Below are 23,873 nucleotides of genomic sequence, written 5' to 3' on the forward strand. Positions count from 1 at the left end.
GGAGGGGGGAGAGGGTTTGTTGCTGGGTGACGCGTGCGGCGACGGTTAGCCCGCCTTGGAATTGGTAGTAGTCGTCGGAATCGAGCAAATCATGTTCGCGATTGTCCTGGTTATGGAGCACAATTTGCAGTTGGCCCAATCGTTGGGTAAAGGCTTCAGGGGCGGCCATCCCATTGCGGTTACCGGGGGTGCTGCCATAGGCATAGCTACTCCAGTTGATATAGGCTCGTGCCAAATCTGACTCATCTGTCCAATTTTGGGCATCGATTAAGCCCTGTAGCCCCGCGCCATAGGCTCCTGGTTTTGAGCCGAAAATACGGTAACTGGCCCGGGTGTGGGCTTGTTGCGGGGTAAGGCCGATCGCTTGCCAGTATTGTGTTTCTTGTTTCACCTGGGCGGCAAGGGGATTTTGCGCCGCTGGTTCATCGAGGGCGGCAACCGCTTGGACGGCGCGATCGAAGAGATCAATTAAATTGGCAAAGGCATCGCGGAAAAACCCCGAAATGCGTAACGTCACATCGACACGGGGACGCCCCAACAGCGACAGCGGGAGAATCTCAAAATCCACCACTCGCCGCGACGGCCCTTCCCATACCGGCTGCACCCCCAATAGGGCCAACGCTTCGGCCATATCATCCCCCCCCGTGCGCATGGTGGCTGTCCCCCAGATCGACAGGCCCAGGGTTCGGGGATACTCGCCATTGTCCTGGGTATAGCGCTCGATCAATGCCTCGGCGGCTTTGCGGCCCACTGACCAGGCTGTTTCCGTCGGCAACCCGCGCAGATCCACCGAATAGAAGTTTCGTCCGGTCGGCAACACATCCGATCGCCCCCGTGTCGGTGCTCCAGAGGGTCCACTGGGGACAAATTGGCCGTTTAAGCCTGCGAGTAGGTGGGTTAATTCGCGATCGGTTTGTTGCAAGGCGGGTAGCAGACAGGTGGCGATCCAAGCGAGTTCTGTTTGGAGGGGGTCGGATGAGGGTGCCGGACGGGCGGGATGCCCATCCCCCAAGCCAGCTGATGCTGGCTTAGTGCCTTCCCTAGTGTCTGGATGCCTTGGTGATGCCCCGACACACTCTAGCTCACGGGCTAATAATTCATCGAGCAAATCCGCTGCGACCGCTTCTAGGACTGCGATCGCATCCCCCACGGTGCGACACTCTCCATAGCCCTGTCGTTCTAGACAAGGTTGATCCGTATCTGTCAAACGTGCCGCCATTTCCCCGGTTAGGGGATCGAGCGTTAACCCCCAGGCTTGGGCGATCGCCCGCGTCAATCCAACCCGACCGGCTGATGGATGCCGCGCGATCGCAAGCAGTAGATCCCGTAACTGCCGCCCCTGGGGACACTGGCCAAGGATATGTAATCCATCCCGAATCTGGGCTTCCTTCAGTTCGCACAGATAGCCATCCATGCGTTCACACAGGGCATCGATCGTGACAGGGCGTCCGTCACTCGCGGCATCTTGATTAGCAGGGTCGGGGATAAATCTTGTAGGATAGCCGTCCCGGCTGTCAGCCGATAAGCTGGGTATTACCCTGAGATCGCGATCGAGGTGCTCTTGCTGCACTAATTCAACAATGCGATCGCGAATGACTGGTAACCGTGATGGGTCCAGGTTTTGCGCCTCATAATACTCATCAATCAACCCCTCCAGTTTTTGCAGTGGTCCGTAGAGTTCCGCCCGCGTCATCGGTGGTGTTAGGTGATCGATAATTACTGCCTGCGATCGGCGTTTCGCTTGGGCACCCTCCCCCGGATCATTGACAATAAATGGATACAAATGGGGCACCGGTCCCAGCGCTACCTCCGGGTAACAATGGGCCGACAGCGCCACTCCTTTCCCCGGTAACCATTCCAGATTGCCATGCTTCCCCACATGGACGATCGCCTGTGCCCCAAACACCTCCCGTACCCAGAGATAAAAGGCAAGATAGGCCGGTGTGGGTTCCAAATCCGGTGCGTGGTAGTTCAGGCTAGGGTCTAAATCATAGCCCCGCGAGGGTTGAATGCCGATGAAGACATTGCCGAGTTGAATGCCGGGAATTGCCAGATCGCCTAGCCCTCGGCGGTTTTGAAAACCGCCGAGGGCTGGGTCCGCTTGCTCCCAGCGCTCCATCATCCCCTGTTGCACGGCCTCGGGTAATTGGGCAAAGTAAGCTGAAAAAGTTTCAGCATTAAGGGCTTGAGCAGCCGCGCGCACGCCATGCCCCTCGTGATCATTCGTCACCCCAGCCGTTAGGCGTTGGATCAGGTCATCCCCGGTTTCGGGCAAATCCTCAGGCAGGCTATACCCGGCTTGTTTTAAGGCATTGAGAATCGCTACACAACTGGCGGGCGTGTCCAACCCAACGCCATTGGCTAGGCGGGCATCTCGCGTTGGGTAGTTCGCCAAAATCAGAGCCACCCGCCGATCGCCCACCGGGGTTTGCCGCAGTCTGACCCAATTTGCCGCCAGATCGGCCACCCAGTTCACGCGATCGGGCACAGGCTCATAGACCACTACCGCCGTTTCCAGGGTTTCATGTTGCGACTGCACCGCCTTAAACGAAATAGCGCGACTAATAATCCGGCCATCTACCTCTGGCAACGCTACATTCATCGCCAGATCACGGGGACTGAGGCCCCGTTGCTGGGTTTCCCATTGGTCGCGGGTACCACCGCTGAGAATTACCTGGATCACGGGCACGTCCAGGGAGTGGGGAGTGGGGAAGGAAGCAGAAAGCGTGGGGTAGGTGTCCTGCCTGCCAATAGTGTCAATTGTGGGGTAGGCGTCCCGCTGGCCCGCGTCCCCATCCGGCCTGCCAGTTGGATTAGGTCCCGCAACCATCGGCGATCCTTGAGGTGCAAACGGACTACTGGCAAAACTCGTTGCATTTAAGAGTACCTGAATCCCATCCCCATCCTTGGGTTGAAAATAGGGCAACACCTCGGCCTGGATATCCGGTTCCCGTAGCGACGGCACAAAGACTGGGATGGGGTCTAGGTCTCGCTCTGCTAACGCCCGACACAAGGTTACGATCGGGGCCGTATTGCCCGCTAAATAGTGCGATCGGTAGAAGAGAATCCCAACTTTGGCAAGGGGCGAAGGGCTGGGTGCGTCTGGGTGCCTAGGTGTCTGGAGAGTTCCCAAATCTTGCTTTGAGGCATCTCGCCAATCCAACACCCCCACCCGTGGGACCGGTTGGGCTAAGGGGGGTTCTTCTCCATACCCTAAACCTAACCAGGCCAAAAACCGCAATGCATACCCCAAGTTTGTCACCCCCCCTTCGTTGAAATAGCGCCAGAGGCGATCGCAGACCCCTAACCCCACTGTTGAGTGGCTGATCAAATCCGGGTCCGGCTGATCATCCCCTGGTAACACCCAAAGCATTGCCCCCGTCGCTGTGGCCACTTCCCGCACGACCTCCAGCCCATAGGGCCAGTAGGCCCGCCCCCCTAACAACCGCAACACAATCACCTGCGCCTGCGCCAGTACTGTTTCTGCGTAGGTATCGATCGTTAACGGTTGCTGGAGTTGCAGTAAACTCGCCACCCGTAAGGCGGGAAAATCCGCCGGTAATTGGGTCGTCACCTGTGCGAGGGTCTGGATCTCCGTATCTGCCGCCGTTAACAGGACGATCGGGGCTGGGGTTTGCTCAACAAAAATCACCCCCGCCGTCTCTGGCGTCCACCCGCCCGGTAGCGTGCTTAGGCGATGCATGGGTCCTCCCGATACAACCATCATCTTTGTCGATCGAATGTATCGGATCGTAGACCATCATCGAGTTCCACACCCAAATCTGTATTGGCAGAAAGCGATTCTCTATAGCTGTTGTCGGCAATTATCCTGAAATCTAAAAATAAACTTAAAATATTAAGACTTACTAAAGACTTTTTGATGACTAAACATAAAAGATTACTAATAGAAGCGGGATCAGGGAAAAAAGCTTGATAACGTACAGGGGTGAAGGGAATCAACGGCAACGCCAAGCGGGATTCACTTATTAAAACATATATTGATCATGACTATTCAGATTCCGATATTCCACCCGCAGCAAACCTTGTCGCTGGCCGTATTCTTGCAATTACGTGCCCTACTTCGGCAAATTTCCCTGGCCCAACAGGATGAAGTCCTATTCCTCTCAGAAGCTTCCCTGCCGACCCGAATCTTACTGTCCCCATTTACGATCGTGGCTGCACCCGCATGGGTGATTTTACTGACGGCAAGCCCTTGCATCAGTACAGATGGGGCGGGCGGGTCGCACGCAGCAGAATTGCAGGTTTTCTTAACATTTGATGTGGCCGTTGCTTGCCAATTTGTTGACACGATCGCGCAACGGTGGCGACGGCAAACCCGTCATCTGCGGACACTCCGAGCGCGGCTGCAAGCCCTCAATCTGGAAACTTCTGATGCGGGGAAAGATACCAGCCTAAAAGCCTTTCAACGATTTTCTGAAGGCTTAATTTCTCTGCTGTCTGCAAATGACAAAATCATAGAAATGACTGGTCAAATCCAGGCAGAGAAAGAACACCTTTTTCACCAGGTTATTACCCAGATTCGCCATAGTCTGGAATTACCAGAAATCCTAGAAACCGCAGCAGAACAGGGACGAAACTTTCTCCAAGTAGACAAATTATCGATTTACTGTTTAGTCACTGATCCGGTTGTTGCTGAAAAGCTGGACAATGTTGAGATGAAGCCAGCCTATACGGCACACGCTGCCTATGGCCAGCCAGCACTGCCCCCCAATCCCCCCGCTGCCCTTCAGACCTTACCGACGCATTCTCATGACTTGATTAATTGCCAGGGGGAAACAACCATCTTAGGTGACATTCAGGATGTGACTGATTTGCCCCCTTGCCTGCGAGCGTTATTTGCTTCCCATTGTCCACGTGCCCTCCTCGCTACCCCGATTACCCTGCCGGAGGGCTTGTGGGGTCTCTTGGTGGCCCAAGAGTATGATCATCCGCGCCATTGGCCAGAGAGTGATGTGAAGTTCCTCAAGCGAATTGCGGAACATGTTGCGATCGCGATTCATCAAGCACACCTGTATGCCCAACTCCGCGTTCAAGCCCAAACCTTAGAACAGCGGGTACAGGAAAGTACTCAAGATTTAAGAGATGCGCTCCTCGCTGCCCAGGCTGCCGATCGCGCCAAGGGAGAGTTTTTAGCGACAATGAGCCACGAATTGCGCACACCATTAGCCTGCATTATTGGGATGTCTTCAGCCCTCTTAAGCTGGACCACCGCACCCCTGACCGAAAAACAGCGTGAGTATCTAGAAATTGTGCATGATAGTGGTGGACAATTGTTAGAACTTATCAACGATATCCTGGAACTCGCTCGCTTAGAGGCTGGGAAAACTGTTCTTAATGTTAGCTGTTTTTCAGTCACACAGCTCGCCAGACAGGTGATTGAGTCTTTCCAAGGCAAAGCAGATAGTAAGAATATTAAACTCCAGGTAGAATTAATGTTTGGTTCGGAGGAGGCTACCCTCGCAGCAGATCGTCGGCAAATACGTCGAATTCTCGTGAATTTGCTAGGTAATGCTATCAAATTCACGCCAGAGGGTGGTGAGGTCATATTACGCATTTGGCCGGAAGAACGATCGGTTAATTTTCAGGTTGAAGATACGGGAATTGGAATTTCAGAAGAACATCAATCCTTGCTATTTAAAAAGTTTCAACAGGTGGATATGAGTTATCGTCGCCAATATGGGGGTACCGGACTGGGACTGGCCTTAACGAAGCAATTAGTTGAGTTGCATAAAGGTTGGATTAGTGTGGACTCGCTTATTGATTCCGGATCTATTTTTACTGTGCATATTCCTGCCCAACCTTTGCCGAAAAATCAACCCGACTCTCAGGAAATGACTCGCCAACCAGAAATTCCTGATGACAATAGGTTAAGAACGAGTGGTGGTTGCGTTGTGATTATTGAAAAAGATGAGGTGATCGCTGAACGCATGTGTGACGTGCTGACGACAGCAGATTACCAGGTTGTTTGGATGGTCTCTGGCGAAACGGCTGTGCATCAAATTGACCTTCTACAGCCAGTTGTTGTGATTTTAGCTTTATCTACGCAAATTGAGGTGGATGTGCAACTCATCCAGCAGTTACATCGTTTGCCACTGACAACGGAATTTAAGATTTTGCTACTAGCCCTCAATGATGATCTCGCGTATGTACAGCAATGCTTAGACGAGGGGGCTGATGATTACCTGATTAAGCCATTTGCGATCGAAACTTTGCCACAGCGCTTACGGAACTTACTTTTTCCAGTTTTGCGGGAATGAATTAGGGAACCTGGCCTTGACTCCTGATTATTGTGTGGGCGCAGTTGCGAAAATTGCTATTGGTCGAGGTGCTCATTAGTTTAAGATAGAAAAAGAAATCAGAAAGCGTAGCACTCGTTTGGCTAGCTCTCGTCATTGCTTGGAAGTCCCCGTGCGTGCCATCAATATTAAGGTTAGGACAGGGGACCGGCGGGAAACTTTGGGGTGAGTAAACACCGCCCTATCCCCCAACCTATCTGAGGATTACAGTACCATGATCGCTCCTGACACCATTGCCACCGATCAGGCAGATAAATTTCGACAACTGCAAGCCCAACTGCGTCAGCAGGCGCTTGTGCCGGAAACCAATCCTTGGCATAGTGTGACGCTACCGGACGATAGTGATTTTGATAGTGATTTTGATATTTTTGTGGTTCCCTCCTTGAGCCTGGATCAACGAGAATTGCTGAAAATTGAAGGGGTGCTGCACTACGAGGAACGCTTGTTATTTTCCCTGATCCGGCTGCGCAATCCCCGAACTCGCTTGGTGTATATCACTTCACAACCGTTACCCCCGATCGTCATTGATTATTACCTCCAGTTATTACCGGGCATTCCCTTCTCCCATGCCCGCGATCGTCTCCTGTTGCTGTCTACCTACGACAGTTCGCCCCAACCCCTCTCCAAAAAGATCCTGGAACGGCCTCGACTAGTAGAACGAATTCGTCAGGCATTACGTCCCGATCGGGCCTATATGACCTGCTTTAATGCCTCTGCCTATGAGCGGGATCTCTCGGTTCGTTTGGGGATTCCCCTCTTGGGATGCGATCCGGATTTGTTGCAATGGGGTACGAAGAACGGCAGTCGGCGTATTTTTGCGGAGTGTGGAGTTGCCTTTCCCGATGGCAGCGATTTGGTTCACCATGAGGCTGATCTGGCCACCGTGGCCGCCGAACTCTGGGAACGTCACCCAGCCCTGCAACGCATCGTGGTTAAACTCAATGAAGGCTTTTCCGGTGAAGGGAATGCCATTTTAGACCTGCGTTGGCTGCAAACTGTTGCACCGGGGCAAGCCACCCACGGCGAGCGGACGCAAGCCCTATCGCAAGCCTTGCCGAACCTGCGTTTCCAGGCCGCCAACGAAACTTGGGAGTCGTACCGCAGTCGCATCCCAGAGTTGGGTGCGATCGCGGAAGTGTTTATTGAGGGGGCGATCAAGCGATCGCCCAGTGCCCAGGGCTATGTCACCCCGACCGGGGAGGTGGAGGTATTGTCCACCCATGATCAAATTCTCGGCGGTCCGGATGGTCAGATTTACCTGGGTTGTTCCTTCCCCGCCCACAAAATCTATCGCCTGCAATTGCAAGATGCCTGTTGGCGCATTGGCCGTTGTCTAGCGGAAAAAGGCGCGCTAGAACGCTATGGGGTAGATTTTGTGACCGTGCAGGGAGCCGATGGCCAATGGCAAATCCAAGCCATTGAAATCAACCTGCGTAAAGGGGGAACCACCCATCCTTTTATGACCCTGAAATACCTGACGGGGGGGCGGTACGACAGTGCTACTGGGCTATTCTATAGCCAGCAAGGTGATCCCAAATATTATGTCGCCACGGATAACTTACAAAAGCCGCGCTACCGGGGGTTATTACCAACCGATTTAATGGATATTATTGCCCATCATCGTTTACATTTTGACAGCAGTAGTAAAACGGGGACCGTGTTTCACCTCATGGGGTGTCTGTCGGAATATGGCAAGGTGGGACTCATTAGCATTGGCAATTCGCGCCAGCAGGCAGAGGATATTTATAACCAAGTTGTCAGTGTTCTGGATGCCGAAACCCAAACGACCCATACGAATCTCTCCCAGGGAATTCCCCCGATGCTTTGGAGTGGACGGGCTTGAGGGAAGGGACTGCCCACCCCTTATGGTCATTTTGAGGCATTGAAAAATTTTGAGGCATTGAAAAAGCGATCGCGGGTGGCGATCGCTCAAACTCTGCAAAACTGGGATAACCCACAACAAAACTTTACTGCGCCAATGCCGACGACACCACCACCGTTACCGTTGCTAAGGCGATCAACGCCAACGCCAACCGCACTACCCACTGTGTCGCTTGCAGGTCGTTCGTAACCCTTTCGGTGAATGGCGTCTGGCCTGCCTCCAGGTAGTCAAGCTTCAATTCCACCTGCTCCAGTTTGTCGGCAATATCCCGCAGTGTGGGTTCGGTGGTGGTCATGGGTCCTTCTAATCAATAAGATTTCCGTAGATGCGGTAGAGATCTTCCTTCTCCGCAATTTTTCGAGCCATAAGCTCGTCGCCCTCCTGAACACGCAGAATTGCCTTCCGTAAACGTATCCTAAAAATCTTGGTGGATAGTGTGGGATTTAGGCTGTGGTACAAAAGCTAGAACCCCGACTCTAGTGGCTGTATAGCTTATAGAGTCAGGGTCCCAGAGTACTCTTTTAATATACCCCTTAGTATACCCCCAGGGGAATTCGAATCCCCGTTACCTCCGTGAAAGGGAGGTGTCCTAGGCCTCTAGACGATGGGGGCTTGCTTTTGACCTTTATCAGGATAGGGGAGAGCAAAACGTTCTGTCAATACCCTAGCCAGAAGAATTTTGACCATCGCTGCGGGATAGGACAGGTGTGGGCATCACCCGGCGGTAGTTGGATTTCGGCGGCTAGCCACGCGAGTTGCGCAGGCGGATCAGTTGGCGACGCATTTGGGGGGAGGCATTCAGTTCGCTGAGAGGAGAGGCCTTGGCTTCGATCAGGATAGGTTCAAGGTAGTCATCGGCTCCGCACAGGAATGCATCCAGCAGGAGTTCTAGTAGTTGGCCACGATTGCTAATCGCTTGCCCTTCTTCGAGCAGGTTAAATTTCAAGTGGATCTCGCACTCATAAATGCCAACTTCATCAGTGACGGATGGTTGTGGGGACGTTGTGGATGACATTTTATCCTCTGGAATGTGTGGGTTGGAATGCGTGGGTATCTGTAATGATGATTTTTAGGAATACAAGCAAATGTAGGAATTAGCTTCTAATTGCATTATTCCATGCTGGATTTGCGGCCCTATTGTTTTAGCAGGAACTTACAGAAACTTAAAAATACCTTGCTTCATCTAGGCTTCATAATCCTGCTTAGCTTTAGTGAGGGGTGGGTGGTCTTTCTACGGATAATCCGTGCTGTCTCGCTTGTTTAGGCGCCATTGTGCAGCGATTAAGCCTGGTCAGGCGCTGATGAGCGTTTGATTTGCTACAGTTCCAGAAAAAAATAAACAGGGATGTTTACACAAGATTCAAAAATGTGGTGTAGACGGTGGCGAGATAGGAGAAACCTGTTTTAAGGTTTTATTAAGTGATACCAGCCACCCTGGTTGGCGCACTCAGTCTGAGGCGTAAAGGCAACCTAGGGTATGCAGTAATCGTTGGGTTTGGGTTTCCCAGGTGAGGGTGCGCATAAACTGGGCCGCCCGATCGCCCTTCTGTTTGGCTGCCTCCCGATTTTGGTAAACCCCTTCCAACTGTTCGAGTACTTCCTCCACGATGGACTCTCCCCAGCCGTCTACAGCGGGAAAATGGGCATTGGGGCGGACCGGTCCCTGCGATCGCAGCCCATAGCAGTGATCCAGGTTTAAGTCGTCGCGAAGCAAATCCAGGTGACCCGTATTGGCTGACAAAATTGTGGGCAGACCGGTGGCGAGACATTCCATTGCCACCAAATTGGTCCCCCCTTCGGCCCGATTGGTGAAGACGGCGACATCGGCTTCCCGCAGAATATTAGGCATTTGGTGATTGGGCACCATACCGAGATCAATTACCGCCTCTGCTGGGATACCATTTTGGATCAGCCAGGGAATAATCTCTAACTGGCGGTTACTGCCAAGCGTGGGTAGCCCGATCACGTTGCCTGTGTGCTCCATGCCGCTCATATATTGGGGCCAGTGGGTTTGCCAAGCGGTGATGAGCAAGGCATCGGGGTGGCGTTGTTGGAAGTGCTTGAAGGCCGCGACAATAATATCCTGGCCCTTGCGGTACTCTAATTTGCCACCGGAGAAGATGACAAAGCGATCGGGAAAGAGGTTGAGCCGAGGGGCGGGGTGGAAGTAGGTGGGATCGATTCCTTGTAGAACGGTACTGACTCTGGTTAACCCATGCTGACGTAAGACGGCTTCATTCCAGTGGGACCCGGCAATAATCCAATCATATTGTTGGGCGATCGCGAGGGCATCGGGAGTAAACCGGGTATTCTCTGAAAAGATGACCCCGACGGTGCGATCGCCGCGAAAGGCTTGGAGGCGATCGGCCCCAACAAAGTTATTACCAAGGGCTTGGAGAACGGGCATACCGAGGGCGATGGTTTGGCCGGGATGTTGACTGGTAATTTGTTCAATATGTTGATAACTCTGGAAATAGGGCAATAGCAATCGTTGACAGAGGGGATTTAAGTCTTCTAGGCGAACTAAGGGGGGACGCAGAGCAATTGGTTGACAGGACTGACGTCGCAACAACTGGAGAGCCAAATTAAATCCATAGACACCCCAACCGCTGGTTAGTTGCATCGACCAATCGATCGCGATTTGGGTTGGTATTTTAGTCACGAGATGCTGAGTGGCAGGAGTATCTGTGGCTTGTTCTCTCGTGGCTGTGGGGTGGGCCGGTTGCAGCGCGGGTGTCAGAGTGGTAGGTTGAATCACGACGGGTGGGTGTGTTGACTGTTCAGGATTGACCAACGAATTTTGAAGGTTGAAGGTTGAAGGTGGCATCATCCATTCCTGTAAGGCCGTTTTCACCCGTTGGATCACCCCCGCCCAATCCCCCAGTTCTGTTTGACGGAAGAGGCGCATGGTGGGATACCAGGGACTATGCTCGCGATAGTTGCACGATGCCGAAGGTGTATCGAGCAGCCAGCGCCAATCTGGGGTATGGGAAAGGAGCACCCACACGGGTTTGGCTAATGCACCAGCCAGGTGGGCCACTGCCGTATCAACCGTGATGACGAGATCTAATTGGGTGATTGCCGCTGCCGTATCAGCAAAATCGTGTAAATGGGGACTTAAATCCCATACTGTTATGGCAGCGGGTTGTTCAGTTAATTGTTGTGAGGCGGGTCCGACTTGCAGACTATAAAAGGCAATATGGGGGACCTGAAGTAGGGGTAAAAATTGCTCAAGTCTACACGATCGTAGGCGGTCTTTAGTATTCTGTGGATTACCGGCCCAAACGATACCTACTGCTAGGCGAGTACCCAGGGGAGGTGTTAACCGTAAGGGATGATCAGTAGGAGCTTTAAGATAGGGAACAGAGGCAGGGATTGTTTCCAGGGTAGTCCCAAATAGATATGGCAGGCTCAGGAGCGGAACATAAATGTCAAATTCAGACGCCGCAATATCAGGATCATAAACTTGAGTCACACCGGGTGCAGTGGCCAGGAGGCGTTTGAGGGAAGCCTGACAACTGATCACCACAGTGCCGCCCCGATCGGCCACGAGGGCCGCATAACGGATAAATTGAATTTTGTCGCCGAACCCCTGTTCTGAGCACAGCAGAATGCGTTGCCCCTGAAGGGGATTCCCATCCCAGCGTAAATGTGTTTCATTTTGGAGATGGGAGAAATTATACTGAAAGCTATTTACCTTAAATCGCCATTCATAACCTGCCCAACCCGCTTGGAAATTGCCTTGTAAAAGGTAGGTAGTTCCTAACCCGTAGTGAGCCTCAGGCAGATCGGGGGTAATGGCTAGTGCTTTTTGGAAATAGGCGATCGCCTCGGTTAAATAGCCTTGGGCCTGGTAAACATTAGCCAGATTGCTGTACGCGGGTGCCAGATCGGGCCTGAGTTGAATCGCCCGTTGATAATAGGTGACTGCTTCTGTGAACCGATAGCTCTCTGCAAGGAGACTACCGAGATTGATGTACAACTCATAGGCATGAGGAGCCAGGGCGATCGCCTGTTGGTAGTGTTGGATGGCGAGATCTAACTGGCCCTGGTGTTGAAAGGCCCAGGCCAGTCCTTTCTCCGCTGGAAGTAGGTCTGGCTGAAGGTGTTTAGCCATCTGGAAATAGTGAATTGCTCCTGCCCAATCCTGGGTTTGGGTACACTGATTGCCCTGCTGTAGTAAAACATCAATCTGAGTAGAAGTCGTTGAAGGGGTTAAATTTTGAATTTTGAATTTTGAATTTTGAATGGCTAATTCTTGCAAGGCTATTTTCACCCGTTGAATCACCCCGGCCCAATCTCCTGGTTGAGTTTGGCGGAACAGACGCATTGTGGGATACCAGGGACTATCATCGCGATCGAGCAGCCAACGCCAATCGGGTAAGTAGGCTAGCAAGACCCATACGGGTTTAGCCATTGCCCCAGCGAGATGAGCTACCGCCGTATCAACGGTAATAACTAAATCTAATTGGGCGATCGCGGCTGCGGTATCAGCAAAATCCTTTAGTTGGGGACTCAGATCACGGACAGTCACCGTTGGGGGTAGATTTTCAAGTTGCTGACTTTCTGGACCAACTTGCAGGCTATAGAAATCAATATTTTCCAGGTTTAGCAGGGGCAACAATTCAGTTAATGGATATGATCGTTTCTCATTCTCTTGATTCATCGGGTTGCCAGCCCACGTAATCCCAATCCTTAAGGTTGACGAGGTTGTTTCTAAATGAATAGAGGATGTTTCTGGAGCAAAAAGATAGGGAACCTGTGATGGGATCGAGTCTGGGGTAGTCCCAAAAAGCTTGGGTAAACTCATCAAAGAAATGTATTCATCAAATTCTGAAACTGGCATACTAGGTTGATCCGTAACCATATTGGCATCCGCCATCAAAGGTTCTACGGTATGAATTGCCTTTTCAAATAAGGATTTAAGTTCAGTCGAGCAAGCAAAAATAACTGTCCCGCCTGATCGGCAAATCAGGATGGCATATCGAAAGAATTGGATCTGATCACCAAAACCTTGTTCCTTACAGATCAAGATTCGCTTACCTGCGATCTTTTGGCGATCCGTGAGGCAGGTTTTATCGACGTTCAAGAACGAGGTAGACAGTTTCTGAAATAATGCCGTTTTAAACCGCCATTCATACTCCTCCCAACCTGCTAGCCAGTCTCCTCTCAGTAATAAGGTTGTACCTAAGGTAAAATGGGCCTCAGCAAAGTCTGGAGCGATCGCGATCGCCCGTCTTAAATGTTGCTCAGCCTGTTCTAAATTCAATTGTTGTTTATACAGCCAACCTAGGGTGTAGTGGGCAGTGGGTAAATTGGGTTGCAGCGCAATCACATTTCGGAAACAGGCGATCGCTGCATCCCATTGTTTGTTCTCTAGATAAGTATTGCCCTGTTTAGTTAACGCTGCAATTACCGTTGCCGCTTGTTTAAAGGGATGGGGTTGGGTGCAGGTATCCCGTAATTCTGTTAAGGCATCGACTACCCGCGTCATCACTTCGGCCCAATCTCCCAATCGAGTTTGTCGGAACAGACGCACAGTTGGATACCAGGGGCTATCGTCCCGATCCAATAACCACCGCCAATCCGGTAAAGCAGAGAGTAAGATCCACGTTGGTTTGCCGAGTGCCCCCGCCACATGGGCCACTGCTGTATCCACAGTAATCACCAAATCCAGTTGCTCGATTACCGCCGCTGTATCCGCAAAATCCTTAAGATGGGGGTTAAGGTCAAGCAATATTATCCCATCGGGCAAGTTAGCTAACTGGGTAACAGATTCACCCACTTGTAGGCTATAAAACGCGATATTTTCAAGTTCTAACAGCGGCAGGAAAGCTAATAAAGGACAAGAACGTTTTTGATTATTTGAATTTTTAGGACTGCCAGCCCAGACAATTCCTACTTTCAAAAGAATATGATCTGGCACTTGCAAAATTAAAGGTGGAATTGCTGGTGCCTTAAGATAGGGAACTTGAGCGGGAACTGTGGTGAGATCAGTTTGGAAAATGATCGGTAAATCCATCAAGGGGAAAAAGGTATCGAAGGCAACGTCATAATGGGTAACGACTTGATCAACACCATCCACCGTAGCGATTAAGCGCTCTAGACCTGCATAGCACCCGATGATGACCCGCCCGCCCCGTTGCGTTACTAAGGGAACATAACGCACAAATTGGACAACATCACCGTAGCCCTGTTCGGGATATAGAAAAATCGTTTTTCCAGTTAAATTACTGCCATCCCATTGTGGTTGCTTAAAATCAGATAAATCTTTGTCGTTCACTTGCCAACGCCAACGGTATTCGGCAAAACCACGTACTAAATCTCCTTGGGTTAGGAGCGCAAAACCCAAATTTTTATGGGCGATCGCGAGGTTGGGATTATGGGCGATCGCCTGTTCAAAATAGGCAGCAGCTTCGGCAATTTTTCCTCGCTGAAAATAGGCTAAGCCTAAATTGTTATAGGCCGCTGCTTCCTGGGGACAAACTTGCAAAAGTTGTTCATAACAGGTCTTAAGCGCATCGAATTGATCCTGATCGGTAAACGGTTTTTCCCAAGTTTCATCCAAGGCGAGAATACTGGCCAAACTATAGTAAGGTTTCGCATAGGCCGGATTGAGCGCGATCGCCTGTTGATAATGGTGACGGGCAGATTCTAACTCTCCCGCATCTTGGAGTACTTTGCCCAAATTATAGTGGACTTCCGGTAAATCCGGTTTCTGGCGCAGGACTTCCTGGTAATAACTGATTATCCCCTGCATCGATTCATGGGGTTGACAGCGATCGCGTCGCTCCACCAATGCGGCGACTACCCGTGTCATCACTTCTGCCCAATCCCCTAGGCGAGTTTGCCGGAACAAGCGGACTGTTGGATACCAGGGACTATCCTCGCGATCTAATAACCACCGCCAATCGGGAAGGGCAGAAAGTAAGATCCAGGTGGGTTTACCTAGGGCACCCGCCACATGGGCTACTGCTGTGTCCACCGTAATGACTAAATCTAATTGCTCAATCACCGCCGCCGTATCCGCAAAATCCTTGAGGTGGGGACTGAGGTCTGGCACGACTACCCCCGCTGGTAAGTCGGCTAACTGGGTAGCTGGCCCTCCAACTTGGAGGCTATAAAAGGCAATATTTTCCAGTTCGAGCAGGGGCAGAAAAGCCCTTAAAGGACACGATCGCTTTTGGTCGGTCGGATTTTTAGGATTCCCAGCCCACACAATGCCGACTTTTAGACGAATATGGGCCGGGAATTGGAGGACGAGGGGCGGAATTTCTGGTGCTTTAACATAGGGAACTTGAGCGGGAACTGTGGTGAGATCAGTTTGGAAAATGATCGGTAAATCCATCAAGGGGAAAAAGGTATCGAAGGCAACCTCATGATGGGTAACAACTTGATCGACACCATCTACCGTAGCGATTAAACGCTCTAGTGCCGTATAACAGGACACAATCACGCGTCCGCCCCGTTGCGCTACCAAGGAGGCATAACGCACAAATTGGACAATATCACCGTGGCCCTGTTCGGGATAGAGCAAAATCGTTTTTCCTGTGAGATCGCTCCCATCCCATTGGGGTTGCTTAAAATCAGGTAACCCTTTTTCTCCTACTTGCCAACGCCAACGATATTCAACAAAACCTCGCACTAAATCCCCTTGAGTCAGGAGTGCTAAACCTAAATTACGATGGGCAGGACTGAGGTGAGGATCATGGGCGATCGCTTGTTCAAAATAGGTTACCGCTTCGGCAATCCTCCCCCGGCGAAAATAGGCTGAGCCTAGGTTATTATAGGCTGCGGCTTCCTGCGGACAAACCTGTAACAGTTGCTCATAGCACGACTTAATCGCATCAAATTGATCCTGCGGTGTAAACAGCTTATCCCAGGTATCCTCCTTGGCCAGAATGCTGGCCAGTCCATAGTAAGGTTCTGGATAGGTAGGATCGAGGGCGATCGCCTGTCGATAATGGTTGCTGGCGGCCTCAAGATCCCCTTTTTCTTGCAAAGCCTTGCCCAGGTTATGGTGAGCTTCCGGAAAATCGGGCTTTTGCCGGAGGGCCGCCTGATAGTAGGTAATGGCTGCATTGAGATCCCCGACCTTGTGTAAGGCAACCCCTAAATTGCCTAAGGTTCGGGGTAGGTTTGGGTTGAGGGCGATCGCCTGTTGATAGGCCGCGATCGCAGTTGACCAATCCTGTTGTTCCAGGGCTTGTGTACCTTGGTGCAGCAGTTGTTCTAGGGTTTGCCGTTGTTCAGCCGTTACACAAGTAATATCCGACGCAATTCCTCCTTGGGGAGGCTGTGCAAACGTCTTTTCGGCATTAATCTCCGTATTAGGGGCTATGGGGTTTTGCGGTTGGCTAGCGTCGGATTGAGTATCAGATTGACTGCTAGAAATTCGACGCGATTTTCCGGGAGAGACGCTGCACGATTTTCCGGGAGAGACACTGCGTGAACGCGATCGTTGGGCCAATTTTTTAGCTGATTTTTCAGCCGATTTTTTAGCAGTTGCCTGCGTCCCTATCTGAGCGGTTGTTCTAGTTGCTGTTTTAGCGTGAGACCTTTTTTCAGATGTCATCTGTTTTTTGGCTGGTTTCTTGGCTATCGTCGCAGCAAAGCCTTTACGGGAATTATCCAGTTTGGTTTCTAAACAGGCTTGCAGGGCAACCAACACCTGAGTAATGACCGGCTCCCAATTTCCCGGTTGCGGTTGCCGGAAGAGTCGCAGCGTGGGATACCAGGGGCTATCTTCGCGATCGAGTAGCCAACGCCAATCGGGTATATAGGACAGTAATACCCAGGTTGGTTTTGCCAACGCCCCAGCCAAGTGGGCCACTGAAGTATCCACCGTAATGACTAAATCCAATTGGGCAATGGCAGCAGCAGTTTCACCAAAATCTGTTAATTGGGGGCTGAGGTCTGCTATCTGCGCTTGCTCTGCTTCGGGTAAGGCCGCTAACGCTAAAGCAGGCGATCCCACCTGCAAACTATAGAACGCAATATCAGATAAGGCCAATAGGGGCCGCAAAACCTCCAACCCACAAGATCGCTGGGCATCGTTGGGGTGGTCAGGACTTCCTGCCCAAACTAGCCCCACCTTCAGACGCTTACCTACGGAGGCCGTGAGTTGAATTTTCGCATCTGACGGAACTTGAAGATAGGGAACGGTGGCTGGAATCGTCTCTAGGGTCGTCCCCAACAGGCGCGGGAGGCTGAGCAACGGAGCACAAATCTCAAAGTCTTGTTGTGAGACGGCCATGTGAAGAAGGCACTCAATCCCTGGTACCGTCGCAAACAACCGTTGTAAATTCTCTGGGCAACAAACGATCACCCGCCCTCCGCGTGCCGCTACTAGGGGTGCATAGCGAATGAATTGGATTAAATCGCCATAACCCTGTTCTGGATGGAGCAAGATCCGGCGTCCGGCTAAATCACTTCCATCCCACTGGGGTTGAGTCGGGGGTGTCTTCGCAAAATGTTGGGTTTGCCACCGCCATTCATATTCCACAAATCCTCGTAAAAAATCCCCCTGAATTAACCAGGCGACGCTCAGATTAAAGTGGGCATCCACATGGTTGGGGTCAAGGGCAATTACCTGCTGAAAATAGCCGATTGCGGTGGCAATGTCTCCCTGCTTAAACAAACAACTGGCCAGGTTATGGGTAGCCTCAATATGGTTGGGATTTTGAGCCAAAACTTGCTGATATTCAGCGATCGCGGCTGTAAAATCTCTCTGCTTAACATACGCATTCCCTAGGTTGTAATGGGCGTCTAGGTGATCTGGCTTGACCTTTAGAGCCTGTTGATAGTGAGCGATCGCAGCCGCTAATTGGTCCTGGTTAAATAAGGCCGTTCCCAGATTGTTATGGACATCGGCATAATCGGGAACGATCGCTAGGGCACGGTGATAATAGGCGATCGCTGTTTCCCATTGTTGGCGTGCCTGCATAATATTCCCTAGATTACACAGGGCTTCTGGATAATCGGGGCGCAACGATAGGGCACGTTGATACTGCTCCATTGCCCGATTTTCATCACCCCATCGATGATAGGCATAGCCTAAATGGAAATGAATTTCCGCCGGTTGGGGATAGTCGGGTAAGGCTTGTTGATAATAGGCGATCGCGCTTTCCCATTGCCCCGATCGCAACGCCGCCATCCCCTGTTGGGCAAGCGCTTCTGAATTTTGAATTTTGAATTTTGAATTTTGAATTAACTCAGCCGCTTGTGGGATGGCCGTCTCGGCTGTCACTAACTCAGTTGTGCCAGTTGTGCCTGGGCAGGCAGGATGCCTACCCCACAAGAGCGGCTCCTGGGTTAGGGCGACAACAACGCGGGCGATCACGTCATCCCAATTGCCCGCTCTAGGCTGCCGGAAGATCCGCATCGTGGGATACCAGGGGCTATCCTCCCGGTCTAATAACCATCGCCAATCCGCCACATCGGCCAACAGCAACCACACTGGTTTCGCCATCGCCCCCGCCAAATGGGCCACCGACGTGTCAACGCTGATCACCCAATCCAACTGGTCAATCAATGCTGCTGTATCCGCCAAGTCCCCTAGGTAGGGGCTGAGATCCTGAATGGGCAAAGTTGAAAGGAGGGCGCGATCGGCCTCGGTCACCTCCTTTTGCAGGCTATAAAAGCGCAAATTAGGCAATTGAAATAACGGCTGTAAAGCCGCGAGTGGACAAGTCCGTCGCCCATTTTCCGGATGGTTTTGATTCCCCGACCACACCAGACCGATCTTCAGATGCGAGGTCTTCGGTAGATGGCAGGGGGGCGGTGTCGTCGCTTGCAAGTAAGGGACAGTCGCAGGGATGGTTTCCAGCCGGGTGCCCAGGATATAGGGCAAGCTCATCAGGGGCGCATGGACCTGGAACAAATGATTGGGAATTTGCTGTTCAAAAACCTGATCTACTCCTGGGATGGCGGCAAACAGACGTACCAGTGGCGATCGACATTGGAGTAATACCCGTCCGCCCTTCGCCACCACTAAGGCCACATACCGCACAAACTGGATCGCATCCCCTAACCCCTGCTCCGAATGCAACAGGATCGTTTGACCGTTCAAATCCGAACCGTCCCAACGCGGGTGGGGGCAAGTCACCCAGCCCTTGCGAATCTGCCACCGCCACTCGTGTTCCGCCCAACCTTCCGCAAAATTGCCCTGGGTTAAGAGGGCGATCGCTAGATTATAGTGGGCCTCCTCAAAATCAGGAGCTAGGGCGATCGCACGGCGGTAATGGGCGATCGCGTCTTCCCATTGCGATCGCTGCATCAAGATGTAACCCAGATTCGAGAGGGCCTCTGGATAGTCGGGCTGGTGGGTCAAGGCAGCTTGGTAATGCGATTCCGCCAGTGCTACTTGCCCTAACCGTTGGCGGGCATAGCCTAAATGGAAGTGAATGACTGCGGGTTTAGGATGGTGGGGTAAGACTTGTTGGTAAACAGCGATCGCGTCTGCCCAGCGTTCCTCCCGCAAGGCCGCCATCCCCTGTTGCGCCAACTCTGACCCATCACCTACGGCAATCACCGGCAGTTCCTTGTGCCTTTGGGCCTCTGTGCCTTTGTGTTGTTCAAAACCCGGTGCTTTCCCCCGGCTCCAATCCGACAACACCGCCACCACCCGTGCCAGCACATCATCCCAATCCCCAGAACGGGCCTGCCGGAAGATCCGCATCGTCGGGTACCAGGGGCTATCCTCCCGGTCTAACAACCACCGCCAATCCGCCACATCAGCCAACAGCAGCCACACGGGTTTGGCCATCGCCCCTGCCAAGTGGGCCACCGCTGTATCGACGCTGATCACTAAATCCAATTGCTCAATTAGCGCCGCCGTATCAGCAAAATCCCCCAGATAGGGACCCAAATCTTGAATCGGGAGGGCGGCGATCGCCGCCTGATCAGCCGGTGGTAATTCCTTCTGCAAACTGTAGAATGCAACATCCGTCAGTTGCCACAGGGGAGCCAAGGCCGCTAGCGGACAACTGCGCCGGAAATTTTGCCCATTGGCCGGATTCCCCGACCACACGAGACCGACTTTCAAACGGCAATGGGGAGGGGCCGTGAGGGTGAGGGGCGGCGGCGTACTAGCCCGGAGATAGGGAACCGTAGCCGGGATCGTGTCCACGGTCGTGCCCAAGAGATAGGGCAAACTCATCAACGCCGCATAGGTCTGAAACAGGTGGTTTGGCACAAAGCGTTCCACAACCTGGCTCACCCCCGGCACCGTTGTAAATAACCGTCGTAAAGGATCGGGACAACTGACGAGGACCGTGCCACCGCGTTGGGCGACGAGCGTTGCATAACGCACAAACTGAAGGGTGTCGCCAAGCCCTTGTTCCGAATGCAGCAGAATGGTTTGGCCGTTGAGATCCTCCCCTTCCCAGCGCGGATGGGCACTAAAAATAAATCCCCGAAACTCTGGCACCTGCCAGCGCCATTCATACTCCCGCCAACCCGTCGAAAAATCCCCCAGGATTAGGTAGGCGATCGCCCGATTCAGACGGGCATGACCATGATCCGGTTTACGGGCGATCGTGGCGTCGTATTGGGCGATCGCGGCCTCATATTGCCCCTGATTGTGGAGCATCACCGCTAGACAGTGGTGGGTGTCTATACTCTCAAAGCCGAGGGCGATCGCTTGCCGATAGTGATATTCGGCCTCAGCGTAGGCATGCCGCTGTTGCAGCCGATAGCCCAATTGGTTATGGGCGGCTGCATAGTTGGGTTTGAGGGCGATCGCTTGGCGGTAATGACTTTCGGCCCCGGTATAGTCTTCCTGCTCTTCCAGGAGCCGCCCCCAGTTGTAGTGGGTTTCCGGGTAGTCCGAGCGCAGGGCAAGGGCCTGTTGATAGTGGGCGATCGCGGCATCAAACTGTTTTTGGCGCTGGTAGGCCGTCCCCAGGTTGCTATGGGCTTCGGCATAGTCGGGTTTGAGTTGAATCGCCCGCTGATAGTGGGTGATCGCCGCCTCAACCTGTTCCCGCATTTGCAACGCATTGCCCAGGTTGCAGTAGGCTTCGGCATAGGTAGGATGGTGGGTGATGGCCTGCTGGTAGTGGGCGATCGCGCCGTCTAGATCGCCCCGCCCCTGGAGGACTGCCCCCAGGTTATTGTGGGCTTCGGCATAGTCGGATTTGAGCGCGATCGTCTGCCGCCAGCACGCTTCCGCCCGGTCAGGGTGGCCCAGCCCATGCCAAATACAGCCCATCAAAGCCAAGGCTTCGGGATGGTCTGGTGCTTGTTCCAGCAATTGCTGACAGGTCTGTTGGGCCGCGACTAGGGCGCGATCGTGGTATTGCTGATGGGCCAGGGTCAGCCGGTCGGAAAGGGATGCCATGAACGCCACAACCGAGGCAAGGATGAACAGTCTTCCTCAAAGTATGTCATGGGATGTCATGGATATCAGTGGGATACCCGGCGGGGAAAATTGTAAATTTCGCACTACACGGCGGGAGAAAAGCCTGGGAGGAGACTGCCCCTGATGCGGTCGTCTCCTCCCAAGGAAGATATGCAGGAATTCCTGTTGGAACTCTGGCAACGCACCCACAAAACCATTTTTATGATTACCCATGATGTTGAGGAAGCTGTCTTTCTCTCGAGTCGCATCTATGTGCTATCGGCGCGTCCGGGGAGCATTCAACGAGAGGTGATCATTGATCAACCCGACCAGCGGCATCACGTCATCAAACGGCAACAGTGGTTTTTTCATGCCAGCACGAGTCGTGAATTGTGGGCTAGAGAGCCTTTTCAATCAACTCAGCATAGAATTGTTTTGGCTTCAAACCAGCCACTTTTTCGAGGATATTCTGTTTACGGAAAAGGACAACCGTAGGAGCACTCCGAATACCTAACTCCATAGCCAATTCAGGCTCTTCAGTCATATCAATTGTGATCAAATGTAGCTGATCCGCATACTCAGTTGCGAGTTTTTGCAGAACCGGTGCCAGAGTTTCGCAGGCAGAACAGTGGGGTGCAAAAAACTTAACCAAAATAGGGTGTTCTGAGGAGGCTTGCAGTTGATGTAAGGCATCGCGCCCAAGGCTAGTATTGTCGTGCATGGGTGTTGTGTTTGACATCATGACTACTCCTGAAATTAGCTGAAATTATTAGTAGGTTAAGGCTAGGCAACGGATGGAACGGGAGGTAACCAATGGGGCAAATATTCTGACAGCCAGCGTTCTGCTTCTAATGCAGCCATACAACCACTGGCAGCCGCCGTAATTGCTTGGCGATAATAGGGATCTTGGACATCTCCGGCAGCCCATACACCGGGGATATTGGTGGCGGTGCTTTTCCCTTGTGTCTGGATGTATCCCAGGGGGTCCAAGGCCAATTGTCCTTGGAAGAGTTGGGTATTTGGGGTGTGCCCGATCGCGTAGAATAAGCCCCTGACAGGTAGCTTGCTGATTGTCCCAGAAGGGGTATGCTGGACTTGTAGCCAACGCAGCACATCATCTCCGTGGGCACTGATGGGAGAAGATTGCCAATGAATCCGAATTTTGGGGTGATTCAATAGGCGGGCTTGTAGAGTTTTCGATGCTCGCAGGCGATCGCGGCGGACCAGTAGATGGACCATGCAGGCATATTTAGTCAGATAGAGTGCTTCTTCAGCCGCCGAGTCACCACCACCGACAACTGCAACCTCAGCATTACGAAATAATGGATTAGCCCCATCACAAATCGCACAAGCTGAGATGCCATTATTCCAAAAGGTTTCTTCTCCAGGTAAATGGAGACGCTTGGCTGTTGCCCCCGTACAGATAATGATAGCATAGGTATAAATGACCCGGTCAGCAGTGGAGATAGAAAAGGGGCGTTGTTGAAAACTAACCTGCACAACATCATCATCAATAACCTCAGCGCCCCAACGTAGAGCTTGTTGACGCATCCTCTGCATCAGGTCTGGGCCTTGAATAGCATCAGGAAAGCCAGGAAAATTTTCAACGTCAGTTGTTGTCATCAACTGCCCCCCTGGGACACCCCCTGCCATAAATCCAGCGAAGACAATGGGTTGTAATTGAGCACGTCCAGCATAGAGAGCGGCGGTATAACCGGCTGGTCCAGAGCCAATAATGACCAGATTTGCGATCGACATTCTTCTAGACTCCCAACAACCATTGAGTACCGATAAACAGATAGTGAGCACCCGTTAAAATAAGCGCAATACTACCCAGACGAATAATGGTTTCTGAATGTTTGAGCAATTGGTTACTCTGTTTTGCTAGTGCCGTAAATAGGCTGGCTAAAAAGATCAACAGAGTGTATCCCAAAGCATAGCTAACCATTGTCAAAGTTCCGAGTAATTGAGAACCTGTGGCTGCCGCCGCTGCCAAGACAGCAAAAAGTACAGGACTGGCACAGGGGGAACTGACGAGGGCAAATGTCAAGCCGACGCCGTAAGGACCTACGTTAGGAAGATCGACCGATACCTGGGGTAAGGGTAGCTTAACCACACCGATTAACCACAACCCCATCACGGCCATAATAGCTCCCACAACCACATTGATATAGCCGCGATATTCCACCATAACCAGAAGTGTTGAATCCAGATATAAAACTTTACACTTGAGGGTGCGAGAGTCATACAAGCGTTTCTGGAAGCAAATCGTAGCTCCAATGGACGAGCGAACAGCGACGGCTGAGTTCTAGTTGCAAATAGCGAAACTTGT

At 52.1% G+C, this 23,873-nt stretch carries 9 protein-coding genes and 1 tRNA gene; 2 read left to right on the forward strand and 8 right to left on the reverse strand.

Annotated elements, in window-relative coordinates; all coding sequences use genetic code 11:
* A partial coding sequence (locus ACWIUF_RS12580) for a cobaltochelatase subunit CobN (RefSeq protein WP_448572753.1) occupies window positions 1-3,703 on the reverse strand: 3,703 nt, incomplete at its 3' end.
* Window positions 3,704-4,004: 301 nt separating this feature from the next.
* On the opposite strand from ACWIUF_RS12580, the gene ACWIUF_RS12585 reads away from it, so the two are divergent.
* Together ACWIUF_RS12585 and ACWIUF_RS12590 are read left to right on the forward strand one after the other, a co-directional pair.
* Window positions 4,005-6,278 carry an ATP-binding protein gene (locus tag ACWIUF_RS12585; RefSeq protein WP_448572754.1) on the forward strand — a complete coding sequence of 758 codons (2,274 nt, stop codon included), beginning with the start codon at window positions 4,005-4,007 and terminating at the stop codon, window positions 6,276-6,278.
* A 253-nt stretch (window positions 6,279-6,531) separates the two neighbouring features.
* Window positions 6,532-8,160 (forward strand): peptide ligase PGM1-related protein, encoded by a 1,629-nt coding sequence (locus ACWIUF_RS12590; RefSeq protein WP_448572755.1) that lies wholly within the window; start codon window positions 6,532-6,534, stop codon window positions 8,158-8,160.
* A 124-nt stretch (window positions 8,161-8,284) separates the two neighbouring features.
* Here ACWIUF_RS12590 and ACWIUF_RS12595 read toward each other — a convergent pair whose 3' ends face one another.
* The 7 genes from ACWIUF_RS12595 to ACWIUF_RS12625 all read right to left on the reverse strand — a co-directional run bounded on the left by ACWIUF_RS12595 (window position 8,285) and on the right by ACWIUF_RS12625 (window position 23,792).
* Complete coding sequence (locus ACWIUF_RS12595; RefSeq protein ID WP_448572756.1) at window positions 8,285-8,494, reverse strand: hypothetical protein; 210 nt, start codon at window positions 8,492-8,494, stop codon at window positions 8,285-8,287.
* A 244-nt stretch (window positions 8,495-8,738) separates the two neighbouring features.
* Window positions 8,739-8,811, reverse strand: a tRNA-Glu gene (locus ACWIUF_RS12600).
* Between the two features lie 130 nt (window positions 8,812-8,941).
* Entirely contained in the window at window positions 8,942-9,214 is a 273-nt protein-coding gene (locus ACWIUF_RS12605) for an Npun_R1517 family heterocyst differentiation transcriptional regulator (protein ID WP_448572758.1), read from the reverse strand.
* Between the two features lie 432 nt (window positions 9,215-9,646).
* The gene (locus tag ACWIUF_RS12610) at window positions 9,647-21,541 is read right to left on the reverse strand and encodes a tetratricopeptide repeat protein (protein ID WP_448572759.1); all 11,895 of its coding nucleotides are present in this window, start codon (window positions 21,539-21,541) and stop codon (window positions 9,647-9,649) included.
* A 397-nt stretch (window positions 21,542-21,938) separates the two neighbouring features.
* Window positions 21,939-22,283, reverse strand: coding sequence for a thioredoxin family protein (locus ACWIUF_RS12615; RefSeq protein WP_448572760.1), 345 nt, complete (start codon window positions 22,281-22,283; stop codon window positions 21,939-21,941).
* Between the two features lie 41 nt (window positions 22,284-22,324).
* On the reverse strand, window positions 22,325-23,299 hold the full coding sequence (gene trxB, locus ACWIUF_RS12620) for a thioredoxin-disulfide reductase (RefSeq protein WP_448572761.1): 975 nt from the start codon (window positions 23,297-23,299) through the stop codon (window positions 22,325-22,327).
* Between the two features lie 4 nt (window positions 23,300-23,303).
* Window positions 23,304-23,792, reverse strand: coding sequence for a hypothetical protein (locus tag ACWIUF_RS12625; protein ID WP_448572763.1), 489 nt, complete (start codon window positions 23,790-23,792; stop codon window positions 23,304-23,306).
* Between the last annotated feature and the right edge of the window lie 81 nt (window positions 23,793-23,873).

The sequence above is a fragment of the Trichothermofontia sp. genome (assembly GCF_053493415.1).